Origin of the sequence: Pseudomonas sp. (genome assembly GCF_050739775.1) — a bacterium.
In the GTDB taxonomy this organism is placed as follows: Bacteria; Pseudomonadota; Gammaproteobacteria; order Pseudomonadales; family Pseudomonadaceae; genus Aquipseudomonas.
Genome location: NZ_JBOICA010000010.1, coordinates 1 through 26,741, shown reverse-complemented (window position 1 = coordinate 26,741; position 26,741 = coordinate 1). Strand labels below are relative to the sequence as shown.

At 61.6% G+C, this 26,741-nt stretch carries 20 protein-coding genes; 7 read left to right on the top strand and 13 right to left on the bottom strand.

The window, feature by feature from the left end:
* Positions 1-3: 3 nt before the first annotated feature.
* The 8 genes from ACRESH_RS07390 to glnE all read right to left on the bottom strand — a co-directional run bounded on the left by ACRESH_RS07390 (position 4) and on the right by glnE (position 10,058).
* On the bottom strand, positions 4-1,446 hold the full coding sequence (locus ACRESH_RS07390; RefSeq protein ID WP_431741361.1) for a lipopolysaccharide kinase InaA family protein: 1,443 nt from the start codon (positions 1,444-1,446) through the stop codon (positions 4-6).
* Positions 1,446-2,198, bottom strand: a complete 753-nt coding sequence (locus ACRESH_RS07385; RefSeq protein ID WP_431741360.1) for a lipopolysaccharide kinase InaA family protein — start codon at positions 2,196-2,198, stop codon at positions 1,446-1,448. Before ACRESH_RS07385 ends, ACRESH_RS07390 begins: the two co-directional genes overlap by 1 nt.
* Positions 2,195-2,929 (bottom strand): lipopolysaccharide kinase InaA family protein, encoded by a 735-nt coding sequence (locus ACRESH_RS07380; protein ID WP_431741359.1) that lies wholly within the window; start codon positions 2,927-2,929, stop codon positions 2,195-2,197. The genes ACRESH_RS07385 and ACRESH_RS07380 overlap by 4 nt, the downstream gene beginning before the upstream one ends.
* Positions 2,929-3,735 carry a lipopolysaccharide core heptose(I) kinase RfaP gene (rfaP, locus tag ACRESH_RS07375; RefSeq protein ID WP_431741358.1) on the bottom strand — a complete coding sequence of 269 codons (807 nt, stop codon included), beginning with the start codon at positions 3,733-3,735 and terminating at the stop codon, positions 2,929-2,931. Before rfaP ends, ACRESH_RS07380 begins: the two co-directional genes overlap by 1 nt.
* Positions 3,732-4,856: a glycosyltransferase family 4 protein gene (locus tag ACRESH_RS07370; RefSeq protein WP_431741357.1), complete on the bottom strand. Its 1,125-nt coding sequence runs from the start codon at positions 4,854-4,856 to the stop codon at positions 3,732-3,734. Before ACRESH_RS07370 ends, rfaP begins: the two co-directional genes overlap by 4 nt.
* Positions 4,856-5,914, bottom strand: coding sequence for a lipopolysaccharide heptosyltransferase I (waaC, locus tag ACRESH_RS07365; protein ID WP_431741356.1), 1,059 nt, complete (start codon positions 5,912-5,914; stop codon positions 4,856-4,858). The genes ACRESH_RS07370 and waaC overlap by 1 nt, the downstream gene beginning before the upstream one ends.
* On the bottom strand, positions 5,915-6,964 hold the full coding sequence (waaF, locus tag ACRESH_RS07360) for a lipopolysaccharide heptosyltransferase II (RefSeq protein ID WP_431741355.1): 1,050 nt from the start codon (positions 6,962-6,964) through the stop codon (positions 5,915-5,917).
* A gap of 157 nt (positions 6,965-7,121) precedes the next feature.
* Positions 7,122-10,058, bottom strand: a complete 2,937-nt coding sequence (glnE, locus tag ACRESH_RS07355; protein ID WP_431741354.1) for a bifunctional [glutamate--ammonia ligase]-adenylyl-L-tyrosine phosphorylase/[glutamate--ammonia-ligase] adenylyltransferase — start codon at positions 10,056-10,058, stop codon at positions 7,122-7,124.
* 383 nt (positions 10,059-10,441) lie between these two features.
* Here glnE and aceE point away from each other — a divergent pair, with 383 nt between their 5' ends.
* The 5 genes from aceE (at position 10,442) to ACRESH_RS07330 (ending at position 19,191) form a co-directional block, all read left to right on the top strand.
* On the top strand, positions 10,442-13,087 hold the full coding sequence (gene aceE, locus ACRESH_RS07350) for a pyruvate dehydrogenase (acetyl-transferring), homodimeric type (RefSeq protein WP_431741353.1): 2,646 nt from the start codon (positions 10,442-10,444) through the stop codon (positions 13,085-13,087).
* Between the two features lie 13 nt (positions 13,088-13,100).
* Entirely contained in the window at positions 13,101-14,720 is a 1,620-nt protein-coding gene (aceF, locus tag ACRESH_RS07345; protein ID WP_431741352.1) for a dihydrolipoyllysine-residue acetyltransferase, read from the top strand.
* Between the two features lie 406 nt (positions 14,721-15,126).
* On the top strand, positions 15,127-17,820 hold the full coding sequence (locus tag ACRESH_RS07340; RefSeq protein ID WP_431741351.1) for a putative bifunctional diguanylate cyclase/phosphodiesterase: 2,694 nt from the start codon (positions 15,127-15,129) through the stop codon (positions 17,818-17,820).
* Between the two features lie 69 nt (positions 17,821-17,889).
* Positions 17,890-18,552, top strand: coding sequence for a peptide-methionine (S)-S-oxide reductase MsrA (gene msrA, locus ACRESH_RS07335; protein WP_431741350.1), 663 nt, complete (start codon positions 17,890-17,892; stop codon positions 18,550-18,552).
* 9 nt (positions 18,553-18,561) lie between these two features.
* A complete protein-coding gene (locus ACRESH_RS07330; RefSeq protein ID WP_431741349.1) occupies positions 18,562-19,191 on the top strand; it encodes a glutathione S-transferase in 630 nt (209 codons plus the stop codon).
* Positions 19,192-19,320: 129 nt separating this feature from the next.
* On the opposite strand, the gene creD is transcribed toward ACRESH_RS07330, so the two are convergent.
* From creD to ACRESH_RS07310, 4 genes are all read right to left on the bottom strand, one after another.
* On the bottom strand, positions 19,321-20,655 hold the full coding sequence (gene creD / locus ACRESH_RS07325; protein ID WP_431741348.1) for a cell envelope integrity protein CreD: 1,335 nt from the start codon (positions 20,653-20,655) through the stop codon (positions 19,321-19,323).
* A gap of 93 nt (positions 20,656-20,748) precedes the next feature.
* Positions 20,749-22,182: a two-component system sensor histidine kinase CreC gene (gene creC, locus ACRESH_RS07320; protein ID WP_431741347.1), complete on the bottom strand. Its 1,434-nt coding sequence runs from the start codon at positions 22,180-22,182 to the stop codon at positions 20,749-20,751.
* Complete coding sequence (gene creB / locus ACRESH_RS07315; RefSeq protein WP_431741346.1) at positions 22,182-22,865, bottom strand: two-component system response regulator CreB; 684 nt, start codon at positions 22,863-22,865, stop codon at positions 22,182-22,184. The genes creC and creB overlap by 1 nt, the downstream gene beginning before the upstream one ends.
* Before the next feature lie 109 nt (positions 22,866-22,974).
* Complete coding sequence (locus ACRESH_RS07310) at positions 22,975-23,478, bottom strand: ATP-dependent zinc protease family protein (RefSeq protein WP_431741345.1); 504 nt, start codon at positions 23,476-23,478, stop codon at positions 22,975-22,977.
* 180 nt (positions 23,479-23,658) lie between these two features.
* On the opposite strand from ACRESH_RS07310, the gene ACRESH_RS07305 reads away from it, so the two are divergent.
* Together ACRESH_RS07305 and ACRESH_RS07300 are read left to right on the top strand one after the other, a co-directional pair.
* Positions 23,659-24,546, top strand: a complete 888-nt coding sequence (locus ACRESH_RS07305; RefSeq protein WP_431741344.1) for an acyltransferase — start codon at positions 23,659-23,661, stop codon at positions 24,544-24,546.
* Positions 24,547-24,678: 132 nt separating this feature from the next.
* The gene (locus ACRESH_RS07300; RefSeq protein ID WP_431741343.1) at positions 24,679-26,043 is read left to right on the top strand and encodes an APC family permease; all 1,365 of its coding nucleotides are present in this window, start codon (positions 24,679-24,681) and stop codon (positions 26,041-26,043) included.
* Between the two features lie 6 nt (positions 26,044-26,049).
* Here the strand turns inward: ACRESH_RS07300 and ACRESH_RS07295 are convergent, their stop codons facing one another.
* Positions 26,050-26,616, bottom strand: a complete 567-nt coding sequence (locus ACRESH_RS07295; RefSeq protein WP_431741342.1) for a DUF2780 domain-containing protein — start codon at positions 26,614-26,616, stop codon at positions 26,050-26,052.
* Positions 26,617-26,741 lie beyond the last annotated feature (125 nt).

The window sequence follows — 26,741 nt, the reverse complement described above, 5'->3', positions numbered from 1 at the left end:
CGACTAATCAGCCAACTTCGGCAAGCAATCATCCAGCCGCTTGTGCAACGCGCTGGCGCTCGGCCAATTGCGCAACAACCGCGCCCGGTCGCGGGCGTAGGCTGGGGCGAAACTGAGTTGGGTAGCATGCTGGCACATGGCGTCAAGATCGATCAGCGACCACTGACCGTCCTGCCAGAACAGATTGTGCCCCTTCATGTCGCCGTGGCTTATGCGCTCGTGGATCAGTTGTCTCAACAGCGCCTGCAAGGCCTGAAGCTGCGCCTCAGGCACCTCGCCGCTATCGACATAGGGCGTGAAGCACTCGATCAGGTCCGGTCCGTCGGCGTACTCGGTCAGCAGATAGGCGCGGCTGCGCAGCCCCATGAACCGCAGTTCCTGCACCGCCAGTGGCCGTGGCGTGGCGATGCCGAGAAACTCCAGGCGATGCCCTTCGATCCACGAATGCCAGGCCCGGCTCGGGCGCCAGAAGCGCTTGAACCAGTGCGCCGTGTTCTTGATGTTGTAGCGTTTGAGTACCAATGGCCGCCCATTCACTTCGATCCGCGCGACACTGGCAGCGCCACCGGTCTTGTACAGGTGGCCCTGGTCGATCAGCCTGTCGGCCTGTTCCAATACTGGCAGCATGGCCGCCAGTTCGTTGCGGCGAATCGAACGCAAGCCGGAGGGGCCACGTTCGACGCTGAATAGCGTGCACTCGCGCCCGGCCTTCTCCAGGTAATCCTTCAGGCGCCAGCTGCGCACCTTGTCGATCTGCTTCTGCAACGTTTCCAGTGGCAGGGCATGCTCGGCATTGGCCAGCAGATAATGCACCAGCAGCTCTTCGATGAACGGTTCCAGGCGCTTGGGCAGTTGCGCGAAGAGTACGCCAAGATTCTGCAGCACGAGGGGACGAGACAGGGGCTTGCCCAGGGTTTCGGCCTTGATCCCGGCACCATCGATCAGGTACAGCTGGTCGCCATGACGCAACAGGTTGTCCAGGTGCAGGTCTTCCTGCCACAGGCCCTTGGCGTGCATATGCCCCACTGCCGCCAACGCTTCACCGAGCACCAGCTGCTGTTCATCGGCCAGCGGCGGCAAGGCTTCGACCTCTGCCCAGGCATCGGCCAGGCCTTGGGCACCTTCGAGAAACTCGAACAGCAACCAGCCGCCTTCACCTTCGCGCAAACCATCGGCGAGCAACAACGGCGTGGTCAGCCCTTGTACCGCCAGCAGGCGCGCACCTTCGCGTTCACGCTGAAAATGCCGGGCAGCACTGCTACCCACCAGCAACTTTGCCAGCACTGGCTTGCCGCGCCAGATACCGGCGCCCACATAGCGCTGCCCGGGCAACACCCGCAGCAGGCTGAGCAGTTGCAGCTCGGCACTGCCAGCGGCGTCGGCCAGGCTGATGTTCAGGGGCAGGTCCGGGTGACGCCCGGTATCCTTGAGTTCGGACAAACGCATCAGCGAGCCTCTTTCTCACGGCGGCGGCGCGTCAGGCGCTGCAGCCAGTTGTCGACCAGGGTGCTGTCAGTGGCCTGGTCCAGGTAACTGGCCAGCAGCAGACGCACTTCAGCTTCGCTCCAGCTTGGAGCACGGCGCAACAATGGCTCAAGGTCCTTGAGCCGGTCACGCATGCCCAGCAGCAGCGGCCGGGTCTTCTCCAAGTCGATCAGTTGCGCCAGCCAGCCATCGCTACGCTCACGCAGGAATATGTGCTTGGGATAGAAACAGCCATGCACCTGGCCGGCCGCATGAAGGGTACGCGCCAACAGGCCACAAGCACGCAGGATGCCCTGGCGCTGGCCGATGTTCAGCGTCGGCCATAGCCCGAGCAGGCTGTCCAGGTCGCTCCAGTCGTCCAGGGCACGAGTCAACAGGATCGCCCGGCGCTCGCCAGCGATCTTGCGTTCACCATAGTAGACCGCCTGCAGCGCTGGAATCCCCAACTTCTGGTAGCGGCTGATATTACGAAACTCGCGGGCAAAGGTCGGTTCACCGAATGGCCGGTGCAAGGTACGGGTCAGGTAGTCGCTCTGGCGCTTGAGGTAGTAGCCCTTGCCCTCCAGCTCCAGGCGATAAACGCTGCTCCAGCCACCGCGGCCGGTATTGGGCTCATCCACTGCATCAAGCTGCAGCGACCAGAGCTGGTCGAAACCGTTCAGGCCATGGCGCTCAAGCAGTGCCGTCTCGGCACTGGCGAGGAAATCAGTCATTCGCGTCCCTCGAAAAACGTCACGACATGCCGAATACGGCGCTTGTCCGCCGCATTCAGGCGCTCGCGCCCGCGATACTGCAGGTAGAAGCGCAAACGCTGAGTGGCCGACAGGTGATACTTGGCCACTTTGTCCAGGCATGCCAGGTCCTTGGTGATCCGGTAGCGCAGCATGAAGCCCCACCAGAAGTCGCCCGTCGGGCAATCGATCAAGAACAGGCTGGCCTGGTCATCAACCAGCAGGTTGCGCCACTTCAGATCGTTATGGGTAAAGTGGTGATCATGCATGACCCGGGTATGCCGGGCCAACTGCCGGCTGATGTGGTCAACCCAGCCACGATCGGCCAGGCGTGCATCCTTGTGCTCGGCCAGTGCCGAAAGGTCTTCGGTGCGCGGCAGCTCGCGGGTGATCATCGCCCCGCGAGCAAAGGCCAGGCCATTGCGCTCCAGGCCCCAGGCGACTATCTCAGCGGTAGGAATGTCCCACTTGGCGAACTGCTTGAGGTTCTGCCACTCGGCCTTGATTCGCGGGCGCCCCAAATAACGACGCAAGCCTTTGCCGGCACCGGTGTAACGTTTGACGTAATAGTTGACCCCGTCACGCTGAACGCGGATCACTTCGCTCAACGGGTCGTGCGTCAGGCGCTCGCCCTGCAAAGCGAAGACCGCGTCGATGCTGCCAAAATCCGCCGCCAGTGCCTGGTAACCAGGCTCCAGTGTCCATCCCGCCATCAGAGCGCGTCCCCGTATCGTTGTTTACGCTCGTAGAGCTTCTGGGCCTTGCCTTCCAGCCAGCGCAGCAGCGCGGCTTCTTCAGCCAGGACCTGACGCAGTGGTTGCTGGAAGTAACCCCGCAAGAAGCGCAGTTTGTCGCACCGGGTCAGGCCGATGTCCAACGCTGAGAAATACAGCGCGGCCAGGTCCTTGTTGCGCCAGCGCCGGGAGATGGTCGCCCGGGTTTGTGCGCGGTGCAGGTCGATAACCGACAACTTGAAATCTTCAGCCGTCACTTCACGATCGGTGTGCAACAGGAAGTGGCAGATGTAGCAGTCACGATGATTGACCCCGGCCCGGTGCATCATCCCGGTCATGCGCGCCACTTCGGCAATCAACGCACGCTTGAGGCGCGGCGCCGGCGCTTGCTTGAGCCAGTCGAGGCTGAAGTCTTCGAGGCTGATGGTCGGCGCCAGTTCTTCGGTGACGATGAACGAATGCTGCTCGGCCGGGTTGCTGCCACGCTCGCCGTAGGCAACCGCGGTCATGGTCGGCACCCCGACTTCGTGCAGGCGCTGGATCGCCCGCCATTCCTGACCGGCGCCGAGCACCGGCAGTTTGGCGCTGAACAGGTTCTTGAAGATCTCGCCCCAGCCGATGCCGCGGTGGATCTTGACGAAGTAGCCACGCCCCTCGACTTCGGTGCGCAGGGTACGGCGGCCTTCCAGCTCACGGTACACCTGGCCTTGCAGGCCCTCCACGGCATCGAAGGCATCGCGCCCGGCCCACAGGCGTTTGAACGGCTCGGCCAATATCAGTTTCATTTACGCTCCGGGGCCAGGATCACATCGGCGGCATGCTCGGGCATGCTGTAGAGGTCGGCGCTGTCGGCGAAGGCCAGCCCGTTGCGCGCCCAGCTGGTACGAGCCGCGTCGTCTTCAAGCATGCGCTGCAGGTACTGGTTGAGCTGTTCCTGTTCGAACGGCTCATCGAGCACCAGGCCACTCTCGGCCTCGGCAATGTAATGGGCATAACCACAGACCGCCGAGACCAGCACCGGCAGGCCGGCGACCAGCGCTTCGAGCAACACCGTACCGGTGTTTTCGTTGTAGGCCGGGTGAATCAACAGGTCGGCACCGAGCAGGAAATGCGGGATATCGCTGCGCCCCTTGAGGAACTGCACCTGATCGGTCAAACCGAGGGTCGCGCTTTGCAGCTGGAACACCTTGGGGTCATCCTGGCCAATAACCATCAGGCGGGTGCGCTTGCGTAGCGCCGACGGCAGGGACGCCAGGGCCTTGAGGCTGCGGTCGACGCCCTTGGTCTTGAACCCGGAGCCGATCTGCACCATCAGCAGCTGGTCATCCTTGAGATCGAACTCGCGGCGAAACTCGGCGCGGATCTCGGCGGCATTGGCTGGTGCCCGACGGTCCTGGGAAATGCCCGGTGGCAGCAAATGGAAACGCTCCAGCGGTGTGTCGTAATGCTTGATAAACAACGGCTGCTGGATTTCCGAGATCATCAGCACCTCGGTCTTGGCGTCCTTGGCAAACACCGCCCGCTCGTACTCGGCAAAGTGCCGGTAGCGGCCCCAACGCCGGTACAGCGAGTTACGCAAGTTCTGCGCCTTGTCTTCAAAACAGCCGTCGGCGGCGTAGTAGACATCAAGCCCCGGCATCTTGTTGAAGCCGATCAGACGGTCAACCGGACGCTTGGCAAGGTCTGCCTCCATCCAGGCGCTGAGTTTCTCGTTGCGCCGATGGTTGAACAGCGCCTTGACGGGGGCGACCAACACTTCGAAACCTTCAGGCACATCGCCCTCCCAGATCAGCGTGTAGACGCGGATCCGGTGGCCACGGCGCTGGCACTCCAGGGCAATACGCATGAAGTCGCGCTGCAGGCCACCGAAGGGGAAATATTTGTACAGCACAAAAGCCAGTTGCATCAACGAACATCCTCAGCCAGCAGCAACGCGCGCAATTGGCTCGCCACACGCTCGGGATTCAGGCGAGTGAAGCACAACGGCCACTCGCGTTTGAGATCGAACCGGCGCTGATCGTCAGCACTCGGTTTGTACGTGCATTTCTTCTGCAGGCAGGGTGCGCAGGCAAGGTCGCTGGCCAGGTGTACCTGAGACTTGCCATAGGCACCGGTCAGCCCCGGGTTGGTCGGACCGAACAGCGACAGGGTCGGCACATCCAGTGCCGCCGCCAGATGGCCGAGGCCAGTATCCACCGCCACGCAAGCCTTGGCAGCCGCCAGTACACGCGCTACGCCCGCCAGGTTCAACTTGGGCAGTACCTGACAGTTGTTCAAGCCCTTGGCGATTCGCTCGGCGCGAGCCTGCTCGGTCGGGTTGCCCCACGGCAGGCGCACCTCAAGGCCTTGTTGCCCCAGGCGCTCGGCCAATTGACGCCAGTAGGCCTCGGGCCAGTGCTTGGTGGCCCAGGTGGTGCCATGCAGGAACACCACGAACGGTGCTGCCGGTGGCAACTGCAGGCGATTGAGGTCCAGGCCGTAGTCGCCAAGACCGGCGGGCAGGTCGTAGCCCAAGGCCAAACCGAACAGCTGGCGCACCCGCTCCACAGCGTGCTGCCCACGCTGCACCGAGAAGCGTCGGTCATAGAAGCGGCTGGACAGCCCTTCACGCGCGGAATAGCGGTCGAGCCCGGCCACCGGAGCCTTGACGTAGCGGGTCAGCCACGCGGACTTGACCAGGCCCTGGGCGTCAATCACCAGGTCGTACTTGGTCTCGCGTAAACGCTGCTTGAACTGGCGCCATTCGCCATTCTTGAAGGTCTGCCAAAGGTTCTTGCGCCAGCGGCGGATCGCCACCGGGATCACCTTGTCCACCGCCGGGTGCCAGCTGGGGATCTCGGCAAAACCTTCTTCAACCACCCAATCGAAGCGGATGCCGGGAATCGCCCGGGCCGCATCGGTCAGCGCCGGCAGCGCATGAATCACATCCCCCAGGGAAGAGGTCTTGATCAGCAATACCCGCACTTAGTCGACCTCGGCCAGGACATCGATCAGCTTCGGACCATTGAGGCGCTGCAACGCAGCCACCACCGCCTCAGGTTCGAGCTGACGCAAGCAGTTGTAATGGCCGAAACGGCAGGTACGGTCGAAACAGGGACTGCACTCCAGGCCCAGGCGCACCACTTCGACCTGATCGGCCAGCGGCGGGGTGAAACCCGGCGAGGTCGAGCCATAGACAGCCACCAGCGGCCTATTCAGGGCGGCGGCCACATGCATCAGGCCGGAATCGTTGGACACCACGGCATCGCTGCACGACAGCAGGTCGATGGCCTCGGCCAACGAGGTTTCGCCACTGAGATTGCTGGCTTCCTCACGCAGGCCGGGAATCAGCCGGTCGCGAATCGACTCGCCCACCGCATGGTCGTTCTTCGAGCCGAACAGCCAGACCTGCCAGCCCTCACGGATCTTGGTTTCGGCAACTTTGGCGTAATGCTCCGACGGCCAGCGCTTGGCTTCGCCGAACTCGGCGCCCGGACACAGCGCCAGCACCGGGCGGTCCAGGCTCAGGCCGAACTTGGCCAGGGCGGCAGCGCGGCTGGCGGCTTCGATCTGCAGGCTCGGGCGCGGGTACGGTTTGGGCAGCTCGGCGCCAGCCGGGTAGGCCAGGGCCATGAAGCGCTCGATCATCAGCGGGTAACGCGCCTTGTCCAGCTTGCGCACATCGTTGAGCAGACCGAAACGCAGCTCGCCGCGCCAGCCGGTACGCTTGGGAATACCGGCAAAGAACGGCACCAACGCCGACTTCAGCGAGTTGGGCAGCAAGATCGCCTGGTCATACTGACCGGCCAAGGACTTGCCGATGCGCCGCCGGGTCGCCAGTTCCAGCGCGCCATGGCCGAGCGGAAAGCTCAAGGCCTGGCGAACTTCAGGCATGCGTTCGAGGATCGGCCGGCTCCACTCGGGGGCCAGCACGTCGATCACACACGCCGGATGTTGCTGCTTCAGGCAATGGAACAGGGTTTGCGCCATTACCATGTCGCCCACCCAGCTGGGGCCAATGATCAAAATTTTCATGCTTTATCCAGAAACGATCAGGGAGGCTGCAGCCTGTCCGCGAACAGCCTGGCCTCCCTTCTTTATATTCAGGCTATATATCGACCAGTGTACGCCACTCGGGCTGTAGTGTGGTCCTGGCAGGCTTCCTGCCGCCTGATTCGCCTGGTTCAACCGCTCATGTCAGGCCCAGCTCGGCCCAGATCCGCCGCACTTCACGACGCTCCTGCACAAACTGTGAAGCATCGATCACCCCGGCCTGCTTCTGCAGGGCCTGGCGGTGCGCCGCCGAGCGAAATGCCTTGTACACCTCGCGCAGCAGTACAGCATCGCTTGCCGGCATCAACCCGACCTCTTCCAGTCCCTCAAGGATGCGGATGTTATCGGTGTAGCGCAGCAGCGCCGGATGATCGTGAGACCAGGCCAAAGCGGCGTATTGCACCATAAATTCGATATCGACGATACCACCGGCATCCTGCTTGATATCGAAGGGCACGCCAGCGTCGAAGGCATTGGCGCCGGTACCGGCAGCGCTGACCTTGGTCCCCAGGTTGTCGCGCATCTTGGCGCGCATCTCGCTGACTTCGGCCTGCAGCTTGGGCAGGTCGCGGGCCTGGCCGAGAATCCGTGCACGCACCGCTTCGAACGCCGTGCCCACCTGTGGACAACCCACCAGCACCCGTGCCCGCACCAGCGCCTGATGCTCCCAGGTCCAGGCCTCGTTCTGCTGATATCGCTCGAAGGCGCCCAGCGAGCTGACCAGCAGGCCCGAAGCGCCAGAAGGACGCAGGCGCATATCCACGTCATAGAGCTGCCCGGAGTTGGTCTGGGTGGTCAGCAGGTGAATGATCCGTTGGCCCAGGCGGGTGAAGAACTGGGCACTGTCGATGGGTTTGGCACCATCGGTTTCGGCCTGGGGATCGCCGTCATGGATGAACACCAGGTCAAGGTCCGAGCCATGGCCAAGCTCGATGCCACCGACTTTGCCATAGCCGATAATGATGAAGCCCGGGTCACAAAGGCTGCCGTCGCTGCGCTTGGGTTGACCATGACGCGCCACGGTCTGGCGCCAGGCCAGAGCCAGCACCTGGTTGAGGATGGCTTCGGCCAGCCAGGTCAGGTAATCGCTGACCTTCATCAGCGGCAGATTGCCGGCGATTTCCGAGGCGGCGACCCGCAGGCTGTGGGCCAGCTTGAAGTGACGCAGGGCCTCCATTTGTTGCTCAAGGTCGTCCTCGGGAATCCGCGTCAGACGCTCGCGCAACTCGGCCGCCAGCTCCGGTGCCAACGGCGGGCTGAACAAACGCCCTTCGTTAAGCAGCTCATCGAGCAGCAGCGGGAAGCGAGTGATCTGTTCGGCGATCCACGGACTGGCGGCGCACAAGGTCAGCAAACGACGCAGCGCCCCCGGGTTCTCGGTCAGCAGCACCAGATAGGCCGAACGCCGGGCCACCGCCTCGACCAGCGGCAACACCCGCTCCAGCACCAGGTCCGGGTCGGCATGCTCCACGGCCTGGGCCAGCAAGCGTGGAATGAAGGCGTCCAGGCGCTCGCGCCCCAGACGCTGCATGGCCCGCAGTTGCGGACTGACACGCAGCCCGGCGAGCTGTTTGAGCGCCTTGCCCGGATCGGCAAAACCGGCGTCCTGCAACTGACGGCAAGCGGCCTCTTCATCCTGGGCTTCTTCCCACAATGGCAGCCATTCACCGCCGACAATGACTTCGCCTTCTTCGCTTTCATCTTCGCCTGGATCGGCGATGACCTGACGAAAGTGCCAGTCGATCCGCCCGCGCCAGTGCATCAGTTGGGCATGGAAGCTCGCCCAGTCACTGAACCCGAGCATAAAAGCGATGCGTGCGCGGTCCACTTCATCATCCGGCAGCATCTGGGTCTGGCGGTCGGCAATCGCCTGGATCGCATGCTCGGTGTAACGCAGGAATTCATAGCCCTCGCGCAGCTCGGCAATCACCGCAGGCGGCAGGTAGCCTTGGCCCTCAAGGGTCGCAAGGACCTTGAGCAAAGGTCGCTGCTGCAGGCTCAAGTCGCGCCCGCCATGGATCAGTTGAAAAGCCTGGGCAATGAACTCGACCTCGCGAATGCCGCCGGCACCCAACTTGATGTTGTCGGCCATGCCCTTGCGCCGCACTTCCTGCTGGATCAGCTGTTTCATGGTGCGCAGCGCTTCGATGGCGGAAAAGTCCAGGTAACGCCGATAGACGAAGGGTCGTAGCATGTCCAGCAACTGCGCCCCAGCTAGCTGATCACCGGCTACCACCCGTGCCTTGATCATCGCGTAGCGCTCCCAGTCGCGGCCCTGATCCTGGTAATACTGCTCCAGTGCATTGAAGCTGAGCACCAGCGCGCCGGCCGAACCGTAGGGGCGCAGGCGCATGTCGACGCGGAACACGAAGCCGTCGACGGTGATCGGATCCAGGGCCTTGATCAGGCGCTGGCCCAGGCGGGTGAAGAACTCCTGGTTATCCAGCGAGCGCTTGACCCCTTCGGTCTCGCCGCCCTCAGGGAAGGCGAAGATCAGGTCGATGTCCGATGACAGGTTCAGCTCGACCGCGCCAAGCTTGCCCATGCCCAACACCACCATATGCTGTGGCAGGCCACTGCGCCGCCCCACGGGAGTGCCGAACTGCTGGCAGTGACGTGGGTAGAGCCATTGGTACGCCTGATCGATGCAAGCGTCAGCCAGGTCCGACAGGTCACGGCAGGTCTGCACCAGGTCGGCCTGGCGGTTCAGGTCACGCCAGATGATCCGCACCTGCTGCCGGCTACGCTGGCGACGCAGGTTGCGCGCCAGCTCGTCTTCGCTCTCGGCAGCCTGGGTGGTAGCAGCGATCTGTGCGCACAGCGCTCCCGGCGCGAAGCTGCGGTCAAGTTCGCCGCTGGCGACCAGATCGAGCAGCATGGCGGGGTCACGCAGCACCTGTTCGAGAACATAATCGCTGGCCGCCGTTACCCGGGCGAACTGCGCCCAACGTTCGGCAGTCCAGTTATCCAGAGATAAAGAAAGCGTTTGGGCAACCGCGGCACGCAACGATTGCTCGTTGCGACTGATCAACGGCGCAAGGGTGGCTGGCAGATCGGCCAGCAAAGGCAGGCTCATGGTCTATCCTTGATCGGCGAGAAAAGATTGGCAGCGAGCGGACGAGGTAACCCTGACCACGGTTGGACTGTCATACAAAAGTTAGAAATAGCTGAAAAACCTGACTCTCTGGCAGAAACCATCGCGGCAAACCTTTTCTTAACTTGTTTTTAACCACCGGTATCGATTTTTCCCACAACCCGAACAGCGGCCACGAGCCATTTTTCTGTAGTTTTACTACTGCTTCTTCACTGCAAAAGCATGAAATGGTGATTCATTTGTAGTAAAACTACACAACGCCGGTACACTCTCCGGTAATCCAAGAATTTCATGTCGTCTGCCCAAAAGGCCAGTCGCAAACTCAGGCAACCGATTCTGGAAGCCTTTCCGCCCTGGAGCAAGCCATGCAAGACCTCGATCCCGTCGAAACCCAGGAATGGCTGGACGCCCTGGAGTCGGTTCTCGACAAAGAAGGCGAAGACCGCGCTCACTATCTGATGACCCGTATGGGCGAGCTGGCCACCCGTAGTGGCTCGCAGCTGCCATATGCCATCACCACGCCATACCGCAACACCATCCCTGTCACCCACGAAGCACGCATGCCTGGCGACCTGTTCATGGAACGCCGCATTCGCTCGTTGGTCCGTTGGAACGCGCTGGCCATGGTGATGCGCACCAACCTGAAAGACTCGGACCTGGGCGGCCACATTTCGAGCTTCGCCTCCAGCGCCACCCTGTATGACATCGGCTTCAACTACTTCTTCCAGGCCCCGACCGACGAGCACGGCGGCGACCTGATCTACTTCCAGGGCCATGCTTCGCCAGGCGTCTACGCCCGGGCATTCATGGAAGGCCGGATCAGCGAAGACCAGATGAACAACTTCCGTCAGGAAGTCGATGGCAAAGGCCTGTCGTCCTACCCGCACCCATGGCTGATGCCTGACTTCTGGCAGTTCCCGACCGTTTCCATGGGTCTGGGTCCGATCCAGGCGATTTACCAGGCGCGTTTCATGAAGTACATGGAAAGCCGTGGCTACATCCCTGCCGGCAAGCAAAAGATCTGGTGCTTCATGGGCGACGGCGAGTGCGACGAGCCGGAATCCCTGGGTGCAATCTCCCTGGCTGGCCGCGAAAAGCTGGACAACCTGATCTTCGTCATCAACTGCAACCTGCAGCGCCTCGACGGCCCGGTTCGCGGCAACGGCAAGATCATCCAGGAACTCGAAGGCGTGTTCCGTGGCGGTGGCTGGAACGTCAACAAAGTGGTCTGGGGCCGTTTCTGGGACCCACTGCTGGCCAAAGACGTCGACGGTATCCTGCAGCGTCGCATGGACGAAGTCATCGACGGCGAGTACCAGAACTACAAGGCCAAGGACGGCGCGTTCGTCCGTGAGCACTTCTTCAACACCCCGGAACTCAAGGCCATGGTCGAAGACCTGTCCGACGACGAGATCTGGAAGCTCAACCGTGGTGGCCACGACCCGTACAAGGTCTATGCAGCCTACCACCAGGCGGTCAACCACAAAGACCAGCCTACCGTCATCCTGGCCAAGACCATCAAGGGTTACGGCACCGGTGCTGGCGAAGCCAAGAACACCGCGCACAACACCAAGAAGGTCGACGTCGACAGCCTGCGTCAATTCCGTGACCGTTTCGACATCCCGGTCAAGGACGACGAGCTGGAAAACCTGCCGTTCTTCAGACCGGAAGAAGGCAGCGCCGAAGCCCGTTACCTGGCCGAGCGCCGTACTGCCCTGGGCGGTTTCGTGCCTCAGCGCCGCGCCAAGAGCCTCAGCATCCCGACTCCGCCACTGGAAACCCTCAAGGCAATCCTCGACGGCTCGGGCGACCGCGAAATCTCCACCACCATGGCCTTCGTGCGGATCCTCGCGCAGCTGGTCAAGGACAAGGAAATCGGCCAGCGCATCGTTCCGATCATCCCGGACGAAGCCCGTACCTTCGGTATGGAAGGCATGTTCCGCCAACTGGGCATCTACTCGTCCGTCGGCCAGCTCTACGAGCCCGTCGATAAAGACCAGGTAATGTTCTACCGCGAAGACAAGAAAGGTCAGATCCTCGAAGAAGGCATCAACGAAGCGGGCGCCATGTCCTCCTTCATCGCTGCCGGTACTTCGTACTCGAACCACAACCAGCCGATGCTGCCGTTCTACATCTTCTACTCGATGTTCGGCTTCCAGCGTATCGGTGACCTGGCCTGGGCCGCTGGCGACAGCCGTACCCGTGGCTTCCTGATCGGCGGCACCGCCGGGCGTACCACCCTCAACGGTGAAGGCCTGCAGCACGAAGACGGTCATAGCCACATGCTGGCCGCGACCATCCCGAACTGCCGCACCTATGATCCTACCTACGGCTACGAGCTGGCGGTGATCATTCAGGACGGCATGAAGAAGATGACCGAAGAGCAACAGGACGTCTTCTACTACATCACCGTGATGAACGAAGCCTATACCCAGCCGGCGATCCCTGCCGGCGCCGAGGAAGGCATCATCAAGGGCATGTACCTGCTCGAGGAAGACACCCGCGAAGCGGCACACCACGTACAGCTGATGGGCTCCGGCACCATCCTGCGCGAAGTGCGTGAAGCGGCGAAGATCCTGCGTGAAGAGTTCAACGTCGGTGCCGACGTCTGGAGCGTCACCAGCTTCAACGAACTGCGTCGCGACGGCCTGGCCGTAGAGCGCAGCAACCGTCTCAAGCCGGGTCAGAAGCCACAGATCACCTACGTCGAAGAGTGCCTGGCTGGCCGTAAGGGCCCGGTCATCGCCTCCACCGACTACATGAAGCTGTTCGCCGAGCAGATTCGCCAGTGGGTGCCGAGCAAAGAGTTCAAAGTCCTGGGTACCGATGGTTTCGGTCGCAGCGACAGCCGCAAGAAGTTGCGTCACTTCTTCGAAGTCGACCGTCACTTCGTCGTGCTGGCTGCACTGGAAGCCTTGGCTGACCGTGGCGATATCGAACCTAAGGTTGTGGCCGATGCCATCGCCAGGTTCGGTATCGACCCGGACAAACGCAACCCACTGGACTGCTGAGGAGTATTTTTAAGTGAGCGAACTCATTCGCGTACCTGACATCGGCAGCGGTGAAGGTGAAATCATTGAGCTGTTCGTCAAAGTCGGCGACCGCATCGAGGCCGACCAGAGCCTGCTGACCCTGGAGTCCGATAAGGCCTCCATGGAGATCCCGGCCCCCAAGGCCGGTGTGATCAAGTCGCTGAAGGTCAAGCTGGGCGATCGCCTGAAAGAAGGCGACGAGCTGATGGAACTGGAAGTCGAGGGCGCAACTGCTGCGTCTGAAGCGCCGACTGCTGCCCCGGCCGCGGCTGCCTCTGCTGCCGCTCCGGCTGCACAGGCGGCTCCTGCTCCAGCTGCTGCACCGGCTGCTGCCGCTGTTCAGGACATCCACATCCCAGACATCGGCTCCTCGGGCAAGGCCAAGATCATCGAAGTACTGGTCAAGGTCGGCGACACCGTCGAGGCCGACCAGTCGCTGATCACCCTGGAATCGGACAAAGCCTCGATGGAGATCCCGTCTCCAGCCGCTGGCGTGGTCGAAGCGGTGATTGCCAAGCTGGACGACGAAGTCGGTACCGGCGACCTGATCATCAAGTTGAAAGTTGCCGGCGCCGCCCCGGCTGCCGCTCCAGCACCTGCCGCTGCCGCGCCTGCGCCAGCCAAGGCTGAAGCTGCACCGGCTGCTGCTCCTGTACCGGCGGCCGCTCCGGCTGCCGCCCCTGCTGCTGCCAACGGTGCCAAAGTTCACGCAGGTCCCGCCGTGCGTCAGCTGGCGCGTGAGTTTGGTGTCGAGCTGAACGCCGTATCGGCCACTGGCCCGCACGGTCGCATCCTCAAGGAAGACGTGCAGGTTTACGTCAAGGCCATGATGCAAAAGGCCAAGGAAGCTCCAGCTGCCGGTGCAACCGGTGGTGCAGGCATCCCGCCGATCCCGGAAGTCGACTTCAGCCGTTTCGGCGAAATCGAAGAAGTACCGATGACCCGCCTGATGCAGATGGGTGCCACCAACCTGCATCGCAGCTGGCTGAACGTGCCTCACGTTACCCAATTCGACTCGGCCGACATCACCGAGCTGGAAGCCTTCCGCGTTGCGCAGAAAGCCGTTGCAGAGAAGGCCGGGGTCAAGCTGACGGTACTGCCGCTGCTGCTCAAGGCCTGTGCCCACCTGCTCAAGGAACTGCCGGACTTCAACAGCTCGCTGGCGCCTAGCGGCAAAGCGATCATCCGCAAGAAGTACGTCAACGTCGGTTTCGCTGTAGACACCCCGGATGGCCTGCTGGTCCCGGTGATCAAGAACGTCGACCAGAAGAGCCTGCTACAACTGGCTGGCGAAGCGGCGGCCCTGGCTGAAAAAGCCCGGACCAAGAAGCTGTCGGCTGATGACATGCAAGGTGCCTGCTTCACCATCTCCAGCCTCGGTCACATCGGCGGCACCGGCTTCACGCCGATCGTCAACGCGCCGGAAGTGGCGATCCTGGGTGTTTCCAAGGCTACCATCCAGCCAGTCTGGGACGGCAAAGCCTTCCAGCCGAAGCTGATGCTGCCACTGTCGCTGTCCTACGATCACCGCGTGATCAACGGTGCAGCTGCCGCGCGCTTCACCAAGCGCCTGGGCGACCTGCTGACCGACATCCGCACCATGCTGCTGTAATGCTGTTTCCTGTCTCCCTCTGCCGGGGGAGACAGGCTCCCTTTTCGAGCTGCCACGCTCGTACCTCAACCCCGCCACTTTGGCGGGGCTTTTTTTTTGCCAAAAAGAGCGCTCGCCCTTAACGGCTGCTTACCCAGGAATGTTCAGCACCGATGTTGACCCTTGTGTTCAACGGCAAGTTGCGGCTCACGTCATAGAACTAGTTCCACTCGGGTAAATAGGAGCGCTGATCGACATGCTTGCCCCATCAGGGACATACTGAAGAAATTGTCCGTCCTGCCGACACAATAAGTGCAGTGGCCTCTGTATCGCTTGTCAGCCTCAAGCGCATGATGCAACCTTGCCCAATACGCGTAACAGCAGATTGCGCTGCCTGCGCGAACAGCCTTCTTGAAGCGAGCTCTCAATGAAAAGCCAACCCGATGCCGCCAGCCGTATGGTGGCCGAGGTCGTGACGCAGTTGCCCGTGCCCTCGCGGCTCGGCATGCTGCGTTTCGAACGGCTGAATGAGGCCAGCTGGGCCCTGCTGTACCTCGACCCCGCCTGCGAACGCCAGTTCGGCCTGGCCGCAGTTGAACTCTGCGCCCTGGTCGGCTCGCCCTATGCCAGCCTGATGGAGCCCGAGGCGCGCTACAAACTGCATGACGCCATCCAGCTGCAACTGGGCCAGTGCCCGCATTACCTGGTGCGCTACGCCCTGCACACTGCCCAGGGACCGCTGCATCTGCTGGAGCTGGGCGAAGCCTACAAACAGCACAACCGCCAGTTGCTGCGCGGTTACCTGATGGTGATCGACTCCCAGCCAGGCGATAGCCCGGACCTCAGCGCCGCCGACCTGGAAACCCGCAACAACCGCTTGCAGATTGCCCTGCAGCTCAACCAGCGGGCCCAGCAGGAGCAGCTTGAGCACCTTGAGCGGGTGCGCGCGCAACAGGATCTGATCCTGCATCTGGCCCGTCATCGCTACAACGCCAGCAACTCGCTGCTCGAAGCCGCCGAGCTGATCACCCGCAGCGCCTGTGAGATCTACAAGATCGATTGTGCGAGCATCTGGTACCTGGAAGGGCAGCGCCTGGAGCCTATTTCCGCGTACTATCGCGACACCCGGGAATACCGCCTGCCCGATCCCATCGATGCCAGCTGCTTTCCTGACTACCTCGATGCCCTGCACACCAGCCGCGCCATCGACGCCCACAACGCCAGCCACGATCCGCGCACCCGGGAAATGGCCGAAAGCATGCGTCCGCGCAACATCAATGCCATGCTCGATGCCAGCATCCGCATCGATGGCCAGGTGGTCGGCGTGCTCTGCCTGGAACACACCGGTTCACCACGGGCCTGGCAGTCAGATGAAATCGCCTTTGCCGGCGAGCTGGCCGATCAGTTCGCCCAGGTCATCAACAACCACAACCGCCGTACCGCCACCAGCGCCCTGCACCTGTTCCAGCGGGCAGTAGAACAAAGCGCCAACGCCTTTTTGCTGGTCAATCGCGATGGTGTGGTCGAATACGTCAACCCCAGCTTCACCGCCATTACCCAGTACAGTACTGACGAGGTCCACGGCCACCGGCTCTCGGAGCTGCCGGCCCTGGAAAACCTCAGCGAGCTGTTGTTCGACGCCCCTTCGAGCCTGGCCATGGGCAACAGCTGGCAAGGCGAGTTCAAGAGCCGGCGCAAGAACCTGGAGCCCTACTGGGGACAGTTGTCGATTTCCAAGGTCTACGGCGACAACCGCGAATTGACCCACTACATCGGCATCTACGAAGACATTACCCAGAGCAAGCTGGCGCAACAGCGCATCGAACGCCTGGCCTACACCGACAACCTGACCAGCCTGGGCAACCGTCCGGCGTTCATCCGCAACCTCGACGAACGTTTCGCCAGCGACAGCGACAGTCCCATTTGCCTGCTGCTGGTGGACATCGACAACTTCAAGCGGATCAACGACAGCCTCGGCCACCAGACCGGCGACAAACTGCTGATCAGCCTGGCCCGACGCTTGCGCAACAGCCTCAGCGCCGGCGGCAGCCTGGCGCGCTTTGCCAGTAACGAATTCGCTGTGCTGCTTGAAGACACCGACCTCAACAGCGGCCTGCAGATCGCCCAGCAACTGCTCAGAACCCTCGACAAGCCGCTGTTCGTCGACAATCAGTTGATCAACGTCACCGGCTCCGTGGGCCTGGCCTGCGCGCCGCTGCATGGCCGCGACCCGCAGACCCTGATGAAAAACGCAGGGTTGGCCTTGCACAAGGCCAAGGCTAACGGCAAACACCAAGCCCAGGTGTTCACCGAGGCCCTGAATGCCGAAGCCAGCTACAAGCTGTTCGTCGAGAACAACCTGCGCCGCGCCTTGACCCAGAACGAGCTGGATGTGTTCTACCAGCCCAAGCTGTGCTTGCGCAGCGGCCGCCTGTTGGGGCTGGAAGCCCTGCTGCGCTGGAACCATCCGGACAAAGGCATGATCCGCCCGGACCAGTTCATCAGCGTCGCCGAAGAAACCGGGCTGATCATCCCGATCGGCAAATGGATTGCCCGCCAGGCTTGCCGCATGAGCCAGAAACTGCGCACCGAAGGGCTGGGCAACCTGCAGGTGGCGATCAACTTGTCGCCCAAGCAGTTTTCCGATCCTGATCTGGTCGCCTCGATCGCCAATATCCTCAAGGAAGAAGCCCTGCCGCCTCATCTGCTGGAGCTGGAACTGACCGAAGGCCTGCTGCTCGAAGCCACCGAAGACACTCACCGCCAGCTCGACCAGCTCAAGCAACTGGGCCTGACCCTGGCCATGGACGATTTCGGCACCGGGTATTCCTCGCTCAGCTACCTGAAGAAGTTTCCGATCGACATCATCAAGATCGACCGTAGCTTCATCCATGAAATCCCCGATAACCAGGACGACATGGAAATCACCTCCGCAGTGGTGGCCATGGCCCATAACCTCAAGCTCAAGGTCGTTGCCGAAGGCATCGAGACCGCCGAGCAGCTGGCGTTCCTGCGTCGCCACCGCTGCGACGTCGGCCAGGGTTATCTGTTCGACCGCCCGATTCCGGGGGCTGAGCTGGTCAACAAACTCAAGCGCTATCCACGCGGCCCAAGCGCCTGACAGCGGCGTAACACTCGGGCACACTACGACTCTATCCCTTATCGTCCTATCTTGAAGAGGAATGGGTCCATGGTCCTGCGCTCGGAAATCCTGGTGAACAAAAACGTCCTGCCTACTGCGGAACAGGCCCTGCCTGGCCGAGAAACCCCGATGACTCTGCCCGAGAAGCACTTCGTCAACGATACCCTGTTGCTGGGACCGTTCTTCGAGAACGTCGGATTCGCCATCTTCGGCCTGGGTTGCTTCTGGGGTGCCGAGCGACGCTTCTGGCAGCGTGAAGGCGTGGTCAGCACCGTTGTAGGTTATGCGGGTGGATTTACCCCGAATCCGACCTATGAAGAAGTCTGCTCGGGCCTGACCGGCCATACCGAGGTGGTGCTGGTGGTGTACGACCAGGACAAACTCAGCTACGGTGCACTGCTGGCAATGTTCTGGGAACTGCACAACCCGACCCAGGGCATGCGCCAGGGTAACGACATCGGCACCCAGTACCGCTCGGTGATCTACTGCACCACCCCGGAGCAGCTGGAGGAGGCCCAAGCCAGCAAACAGGCCTATCAGGCTGAACTGAGCAAGGCCGGTTTCGGCGAGATCACTACCGAAATCGACCAGGCGCCGACGGTCTACTTCGCCGAGGCTTATCACCAGCAATACCTGGCCAAGAACCCCGAGGGCTACTGCGGCATCGGTGGCACCGGTGTGTGCCTGCCACCCAGCCTGCAAGGCAACTGAGGAGTCGACATGACCGCACCGAGTATGATCCTGTTCCACTCACCAAGCTCGCCCTTCGTGCGCAAGGTCATGGTGGTGCTGCACGAGACCGGGCAAACCTACCGCGTGGCGCTGCAGACCGTCAACCTGTCGCCCGTCAGCCCGGTGGCCGAACTCAACCAGGGCAACCCGGCCGGGAAGATCCCGGCCTTACGCCTGGCTGACGGCACTGTGCTGCACGACAGCCGGGTAATCTGCGAGTACCTCGACCTGCAGCATGTCGGTAATCCGCTGATCCCCAAGGAAGGCTGGTCGCGCTGGCATCGCCTGACCCTCGCCTCCCTGGCCGATGCCATCATGGACGCGGCGGTGCTGACCCGTTACGAAACCTTCCTGCGCCCGGAGGAAAAACGCTGGGACAGCTGGATCGAAGCACAACAAGACAAGATCCGTCGCGGCCTGGCCAACCTCGAGCAGGAACACATTGGCGAACTGAGCTCGGTGTTCGACATCGCTGCCATCGGCGTGGCCTGTGCCCTGGGTTACATCGATTTGCGCATGCCGGACTTCGGCTGGCGTGAGCAGCAGCCGAAGCTGGCGGCCTGGTATGCCCAGGTCAGCCAGCGGGCTTCGATGCAGGCGACCGATCCTTCGGTATGACAGGGCCTTATCGCGGGGCAAGCCTGCTCCCACAGTTGGTTTGTGGGGGCGGGCTTGCCCCGCGATGCAGCCACCGCTCAATCCGCCTCGCCAACACCGCCCCGCCCCGCCGCTCCTCCCGCAACCCACTCATTGCTGTTGCCCCTGACCAACGCTGTACCAGTCCAAACGCCGGGTCAGAACCATAAACACACCCAACAGCCCGAACAGCAACAGCGACCCCATCAGCAAGGCATAGTCCTCGGCACTGAGCAGGCCGTAGAGCATGCCGTAGAGCACCGCCAGCCCCAGGGCAAAGCCCATGGCCCGCAACGGGCTGTGCAGTACATGGCACAGGTAGAAACCGATCAGCAGCACACAGGCCCCGGCAGACAGCAGGTAGGCCAGGCCAAAACCCAGGTGCTCGGACAACGACAGCAACAGCAGGTAGAACAACGCCAGGGCCGCCCCCACCAGGGCGTACTGGATCGGGTGCACGCTGAGGTTCTTGAGAATCTCGAAGAGAAAGAAGCCCGCAAAGGTCAGGGCGATGAACAGCAGCGCATATTTGATCGCCCGCTCACTTTTCAGGTACTGGTCCACCGGATCGACGAAACTGACGCCGAAAGCCCGGCTGCGAAAATCCTCGCAACTGTCGTTGACCACACACTGGGTCAAGGCGTCTTCCAGGTTGGTGGCAAAGAACGACGTCTGCCAACGTGCCGAGAAACCACCCACGTCGACCTTACGGCTGCTGGGCAAGTAGTTGCCGACAAAGCTTGGGTGTGGCCAGTTGGCCGTCATGCTGACACTGGTACTGCGACCGACCGGCAGCACATGCAGCTGGCCGGTGCCCTGCAAGCTGAGGTCGAAGGCGTAATCGAACAGGGTTTCAGCCTTGCCGTCGAGATTGTTCAAGACCACATGAACACCGCCGCCCAACCAGCTCAGGCTGGTGCCAGCCTGGAAGTCCAGGCGCTGGTCGTTGAACTGCAATTGCAGGCCTTTTTCGATACCGCGGATATCACTGATGCCAACCGCGAGAAAGGCAGGATCGAAGCGGTAATCCTCGAAGTCTTCGGTAATCCCCCAGTGCGCTGGCACCTTGAATTGACCGCTGATGTGGTTGTCGGCATGAAACAGGCGCGCCTGGTAGATCCCGCGCGAACGCAGCTCGGTGTCGATGCCTGACTTCAGCTCGAATATTTCTGGCAGAAAGTACAGGTGACCACTGACTTGTTTGCTTTCCTGGAAAGTGTTGCCATCCTCGGTCTTCCAGCGTCGCTCGGTCTTGCGGTACGGCACCACCAGCACCGGTCCGCTGATCTGTTGGCTGAAACTCGCGCTTTGGGCGATGTCCTGCACGACGTTGTCACGCAGCGCCTGACGTTCGCCTATCAGGCCGCCGATCATCAGCAGCGGGATCAGCAACAGCACGATCAGCAAGGCGATAGTGCCGAGTTTGATACTCAAGGTTCGGTTCATGGGGCAAGACTCCGGTTTCGATAAGCGCAGTCTGCGTAATCAACATGGAGCCCTTGGGGACTAATGTGGAGCTTGTGTGCAGAGTGTGTGAGTTCAGTCCAGGCGCTTGGCTGGCAGCCACAAGCGCACGCGTACACCGTCTTCAACGTTTGCAACGTCCAGCGAGCCACCGTGCAGTTGCATCACTTCCTCGACAAAGTTCAGGCCCAGTCCGGTGCTCTTGCGCCCGCTGGACGGGCGCGGCAGCGAATAGAAGCGCTCACTCAAGCGGCCCAGGGCATAGTCGGGGATCGCCTCGCCCTGGTTGAACAGGCTCAGGGCCACACGAGCGCCCTGCTTCTCCAACTCGAACAGCAGCAAGCCACCGGGCGGAGTGAAGTCCAGGGCGTTGTCCAACAAGTTGGCGATGGCCTGACGCATGAGGAACGGCTCACACAGCAGCCGGGTGCTCGCCGGCACACGCTGGCGCACCTGCAAGCCGTTGCTTTCGATCCGTGCACTCTGGGCCAACAACAGCTCGTCGACCAAGGCCGCCAACGACACTTGCTGCTGCTCTTCCAGGGTTTGTAGCTGTTCGACCTGCGCCAGGTTAAGCAGGCGCTCGATCAGTTGCTGCATGCGTGCGCTTTCGCTCTCGATGTTGTCGGCGAAGCGCTGGCGCTGCGCCTCCGGCATCGGGCCCTGGAGCAGCTCCGATGCGCCACGGATCGCCGCCAGTGGGCTCTTGAGCTCATGGGTCAGGGTGTGAACGTAGCGCTCTACATAGTCCTTGCCTTCCAGCTGAGTGCGCATGCGTTCCACCGCCGCAGCCAATTGCTTCAGTTCACCACCGCGATAGTGCGGCAGCGCGGTGCGCTCACCTTCGCTGACCGCCTGGGCATAGCGGGTCAAGCGTCGTAGCGAACGCGCCAGCCACCACGACAGCGCGGCACCAACCAGCAAGCCCAGCCCGATCAGGCCCAGCCCCAGGTACAGCAAACGCCGCTCGGAGCGATCGATATACGGCTGCAGGGACTTGTTCGGCTTGGCCACGGTGACCACGCCGATGATCTTGCCTTCATCGAGAATCGGTGCCGCCACATGCATCACTGACGACTCAGGGTCATCCGCATCGCCGCGGGTCGAACGCGCGCCATACTCACCGCGCAAGGTCAGGTAGACATCGTTCCAGCGTGAATAGTCCTGGCCTACCGCCGCACCGCTGGAGTCGAGCAGGACGATACCTTTGGCGTCGGTGACATAGATACGATGGTTGACCTGATTCTTCGACAGCCCCCAGATATCGGCTCTCGGCTGACGCTGGCCGTAGGCGCGCAACAACTGTGGCAAGCGGCTCTGGCCGAGGGTGCCGGCCTTGACTTCATCGTGAAGGATCTCGGCGAGCAGGTTGGCGGTGTCCACCAGGGTTTCTTCAGTGGACTGGCGTACACCGGGGCGGATCTGCTCACGCACGGTGCTGAGAATGAAATAGCCGGTGAGCCCGACAAACAGGAAGTAGACCAGGAATATCCGGATTCCCAGGCGCATCAGCTGTGGCCTGGACTGTAGCTGTAACCCAGGCCGCGGTGAGTCTGGATCGGTTCGGCATCGACGGCTACCTGACGCAGCTTGGCGCGCAGACTCTTGATATGGCTGTCGATACTGCGCTCATAACCAGCGTCGGCAGCAACGCCAACAGCGTCGAGCAACTGCTCACGACTGAACACCCGCTCGGGTTGCTCAAGCAAGCTCTGCAACAGGCGGAATTCGTGGCGGGTCAGGCTCAGGGGTTGGCCGCGATAGCTGATCTGCATGCGCAGGGTATCGACTTGAAACAACGCTGACGCACTGCTCACAGGCTCGGCACGCGGAGCCATGCGTTTGAGGATCGCCCGCACCCGTGCGGTGACTTCGCGTGGGCTGAAGGGTTTGACCACATAGTCGTCAGCGCCGATTTCCAGGCCCACCACTCGGTCGATTTCACCGTCGCGGGCACTGAGGAACATCACTGGCACATCGCTGAAACGCCGCAGTTGGCGGCAGGTTTCAAAGCCGCTGATATCCGGCAGGCCGATATCGAGGATGATCAGGTCGGCTGGCCGCTGACGTTGTTGTTCGAGCGCAGCACTGCCCAGGGTCACCCACTCGGTGCTGTGGCCATCACCCTGCAAAGCAAAAATCAGGGTGTCGGCGATGGCCGCTTCGTCTTCGACAATGAGTATGTGGGGCATGGGGAGCTGCAAGCCTCAAGCTACAAGCTTCAAGAAGAAGCAGATCGTGCGACGTTACACTGAACCGCTTTTTCTTGCAGCTTGCAGCTTGAAACTTACCGCTGCCCCATCAGCATTCAGGCTTACCCGCGGTAAAACGCCGCGCCGGGTTCACCGCCGCCTTGAACTCACGCAAGGCCTTGGCACCAATCAGCAGTGGATAGTTGAAGCTGCTGCGGTCGGTCAGGTTGACTTCGACGGTCCGTTTGACGTCGCCCAGGCACAGCTCCAGATCAACCACTGGACGCTTGCTGATCTCTGCACCCTCGCCGTCTTCGTCTTCATCAGCGCGGTTCTTGATCTTGCTGATACGCGCCAGCTTGTGTTCGTAGACCTTGCCGTCAGACTCCTTGGTCGCCAGGCGGAAACGCACCCAGTCTTCACCATCGCGAGTGAAAAGCTTGATGTCTTTGGCCGACAACGACGCGGTCAGGGCACCAGTGTCCATCTTCGCCTTGAGGGTTTCACCACCAAACTCTGGCAGCGCGATGTATTCATAGCGGCCGTACAGAGTTGGCTCGGCAGCCATCACTGGAAGGGCCAGCAGCGCCAGCAGTGCAAGTACAGGTTTCACAGGATCCGCTTCCTTGAGATAAGTCAGTGATTAGACTGCGAAGGCAGGATAGGTTCGCGCGAATAGCTTATTCAACACAATGTGAAACATTTGTCCAAGCCAAGCAGACCTGAGCATTTGGCGTATGCCGATAGGCTGCTTATCATTGCCGGCCGCTTACTTGAATATAAGAGCTTTCTTATGCGCCGCTTGCTGACGGGCATTCTTGTGACCTTGCTGTTGTTGCTCAACACCCTGGTCCTGATCGGCCCATTGATGGTCTTCGCCCTGCTCAAACTGGTCCTGCCCGGCCGTTACCGTGACTACGCCTCATGGGCGGTGATGTGGATCGCCGAGACCTGGGCCGAGATCGACAAACTGATTTTCCGCCTGTGTATCCCCACGGTGTGGGACGTGCGTGGCGCTGATGACCTGCGCCTGGACACTTCCTACCTGGCTATCAGTAACCACCAGAGTTGGGTCGATATCCCGGCGCTGATCCAGGTGCTCAACCGGCGCATTCCGTTCTTCAAATTCTTCCTGAAAAAAGAGCTGACCTGGGTGCCGCTACTGGGCCTGGCCTGGTGGGCGCTGGATTACCCCTTCATGAAGCGCTACAGCAAGGCGTTTCTCGACAAGCATCCAGAGCTCAAGGGCCAGGACCTGGAAATCACCAAGGCTGCTTGCGAGTTGTTCAAGCGCCAGCCGGTAACCGTGGTCAATTACCTGGAAGGCACGCGTTTTACCGAAGCCAAGCGTACGGCCCAGCAGTCACCCTACAAACACCTGCTCAAACCCAAGGCCGGTGGCGTAGCCTTCGTGCTCGCGGCATTGGGCGAACAGCTCGACGCCTTGCTTGACGTCACCATCGTCTATCCCGGCGACAAGCCCCCGGGCTTCTGGGACCTGCTCAGTGGCGCAGTGCCAAAGGTGATCATCGATATCCAGGTGCACGAGCTGGACCCGGCGCTGTGGGACGGCGATTACGAAAACGATCCGGTCTTGCGCCAGGCCGTGCAGGGCTGGGTCAACCAGCTGTGGCACGACAAGGACCAGCGTATCGAAGCCTTGCGGGCGGAGCTGGGTTGATCGCGGGGCAAGCCCAAATAGCCGATTAAAATCTGCATTAATAATCAAGATAAGGGAATCTTCTTTGCTATTGGCTATTTAACTGGATAAAAATCGATCAACAAACAACTACAAGAAAGCCAGGATCGATCAATGGCCAACCAACCTAGCAATACTGCCCAGACAGATTCCGCTCAACTGCGCCGCGTCCTCGGCCTCCCCGCCCTGGTGTTCTTCGGCCTGGTTTACATGGTCCCCCTGACCATCTTCACCACCTACGGCATCGTCACCGAGCTCACCGGCGGACGCACCGCCGGCGCCTACCTGGTCACCCTGCTGGCCATGCTGTTCACTGCCACTTCCTACAGCTTCATGGTCCGGCGCTTTCCGGTAGCTGGCTCGGCCTATTCCTACACCAACCTGGCGTTCGGGCCGAGCGTCGGCTTTCTTGCCGGTTGGTCGCTACTGCTCGACTACCTGTTCCTGCCGATGATCAATTACCTGCTCATCGGCCTGTTCCTGAACATTGCCTTCCCAAGCATCCCGGTCTGGACCCTCATCCTCGCGTCGATCGCCCTGGTCACGGTGCTCAACGTGGTCGGCATTCACTCGGTGGCCAAGGCCAGCAACCTGATTGTCGGCGCGCAGATCATCTTCATCGGCGTATTCGTCGCACTGTCGCTGAAAACCTTGAGCGGCGGGGAGCCGGTCGACGTGCTCTCGCCTTTGCTGGGCGATGGCAGCCAGCCGGGCTTCGGTCATCTGATGGCGGGAGCGGCAGTGCTGTGCCTATCGTTCCTCGGCTTCGATGCCGTTTCGACCCTGGCTGAGGAAACCAAGGACCCGCAGCGTAACGTGCCACGGGCAATCATCCTCACCACCCTCGGCGCAGGCGTGTTGTTCACCCTGCTGGCCTACATCAGCCAACTGGTACTGCCAGGGAGTCATTTCGCCAATACCGACGCGGCCGCCAACGAGGTCATGTTCAAGGCCGGTGGCCAGTTCCTGGCGAACTTCTTCACCGCCGCCTTCGTCGCCGGCAGCCTGGGTTCGGCCCTGGCGTCGCAAGCGGCGGTGTCGCGGATTCTCTATACCATGGGCCGTGACAAGGTCTTGCCACAGCGCTGGTTCGCCAAGCTCTCGCCACGCTTCGGCACACCGGTCACCGCTACCCTGATGGTCTCGGCCTTTTCTCTGCTGGCACTGGTCATCGACCTCGCCACCTTGGCATCGCTGATCAGCTTTGGCGCACTGGTGGCCTTCTCAGCGGTGAACCTGGCGGTGATTCGTACCCACCTGGTCAGCGAGACCTGCCACCGCAACCTGGCAGGGCTGCTGCATTATGGCCTGATCCCGCTGGTGGGCATGAGCCTGACCTTGTGGCTGTGGACCAGTCTGTCAGCAATGACCCTGGCCATTGGCTTGAGCTGGTTCGGCCTGGGTCTGGCCTACCTGATGGTGCTTACGGGCGGATTCCGCCGCCCGGTGCGCACGGTGAACTTCTCCGAAGCAGCCTGAGCGCCGTTACACCGACGGCACTGTAGCCGGCGTGCCCCACAGGCCGCCGAGGCTCTGCAACAGCGAACCGGTAACGCCCTGCTGACCGAGGTACTGCAAGATCAGCGGGGCAAACTGGCCGATCATGCCGATGTCCATGCCCAAGGCACTGAAGGCGTTGTTCAGGTCATTGGTGTCTTTGACGTTGTCGCCCAGGGCATTGCTCAGGGCCGACGACGTGCCGCTCTTGCCGAGCAGATCGCCCAGCCCGCTCAAGCCGCTCAGGACGTTTTCGCCGGAGAGCAGGTCAAGGCCCGGCACGGCTTTGCTCAGTTGTTCATAGTCGGTGCTGCTGAGTTGATTCCTGGCAAGGCCAAGCAAGGCGCCGGTGCCGCCAATGGCTTGTTCCGGGGTGATTTTCAGCTCGCTGCCGAGGGTATTGAGCAGGTTCGCCGAGGCGGCTGGCGCCTGCACTGCAGCACCGTCCTTGTTGCCTTGCATGGCGGAAACGGCGTTGGCCGCATCGCTGAGGTTGAAGGCAAACACCGGGCTGGCAGCCAGGGTCATCAGAGTGACCAGTGCGAAATGTTTCATGAATAGACCTCGTCAGCCGTAAAGGCGGGGGAAACGAGGGTTGGACTATGGGGACGGGGGAATGTTCCGTGGGCCGTGAGAGCCTCTTCGCGGGGCAAGCCCGCTCCCACCGGGCTCGGTGGGAG

What these genes read in the sequence shown, in the direction of transcription:
- ACRESH_RS07390 (WP_431741361.1), bottom strand. Translation starts at nt 1,446, where the DNA reads ATGCGTTTGTCCGAACTCAAGGATACCGGGCGTCACCCGGACCTGCCC.
- ACRESH_RS07385 (WP_431741360.1), bottom strand. Translation starts at nt 2,198, where the DNA reads ATGACTGATTTCCTCGCCAGTGCCGAGACGGCACTGCTTGAGCGCCAT.
- ACRESH_RS07380 (WP_431741359.1), bottom strand. Translation starts at nt 2,929, where the DNA reads ATGGCGGGATGGACACTGGAGCCTGGTTACCAGGCACTGGCGGCGGAT.
- rfaP (WP_431741358.1), bottom strand. Translation starts at nt 3,735, where the DNA reads ATGAAACTGATATTGGCCGAGCCGTTCAAACGCCTGTGGGCCGGGCGC.
- ACRESH_RS07370 (WP_431741357.1), bottom strand. Translation starts at nt 4,856, where the DNA reads ATGCAACTGGCTTTTGTGCTGTACAAATATTTCCCCTTCGGTGGCCTG.
- waaF (WP_431741355.1), bottom strand. Translation starts at nt 6,964, where the DNA reads ATGAAAATTTTGATCATTGGCCCCAGCTGGGTGGGCGACATGGTAATG.
- glnE (WP_431741354.1), bottom strand. Translation starts at nt 10,058, where the DNA reads ATGAGCCTGCCTTTGCTGGCCGATCTGCCAGCCACCCTTGCGCCGTTG.
- aceE (WP_431741353.1), top strand. Translation starts at nt 10,442, where the DNA reads ATGCAAGACCTCGATCCCGTCGAAACCCAGGAATGGCTGGACGCCCTG.
- ACRESH_RS07340 (WP_431741351.1), top strand. Translation starts at nt 15,127, where the DNA reads ATGAAAAGCCAACCCGATGCCGCCAGCCGTATGGTGGCCGAGGTCGTG.
- msrA (WP_431741350.1), top strand. Translation starts at nt 17,890, where the DNA reads ATGGTCCTGCGCTCGGAAATCCTGGTGAACAAAAACGTCCTGCCTACT.
- ACRESH_RS07330 (WP_431741349.1), top strand. Translation starts at nt 18,562, where the DNA reads ATGACCGCACCGAGTATGATCCTGTTCCACTCACCAAGCTCGCCCTTC.
- creD (WP_431741348.1), bottom strand. Translation starts at nt 20,655, where the DNA reads ATGAACCGAACCTTGAGTATCAAACTCGGCACTATCGCCTTGCTGATC.
- creC (WP_431741347.1), bottom strand. Translation starts at nt 22,182, where the DNA reads ATGCGCCTGGGAATCCGGATATTCCTGGTCTACTTCCTGTTTGTCGGG.
- creB (WP_431741346.1), bottom strand. Translation starts at nt 22,865, where the DNA reads ATGCCCCACATACTCATTGTCGAAGACGAAGCGGCCATCGCCGACACC.
- ACRESH_RS07305 (WP_431741344.1), top strand. Translation starts at nt 23,659, where the DNA reads ATGCGCCGCTTGCTGACGGGCATTCTTGTGACCTTGCTGTTGTTGCTC.
- ACRESH_RS07300 (WP_431741343.1), top strand. Translation starts at nt 24,679, where the DNA reads ATGGCCAACCAACCTAGCAATACTGCCCAGACAGATTCCGCTCAACTG.
- ACRESH_RS07295 (WP_431741342.1), bottom strand. Translation starts at nt 26,616, where the DNA reads ATGAAACATTTCGCACTGGTCACTCTGATGACCCTGGCTGCCAGCCCG.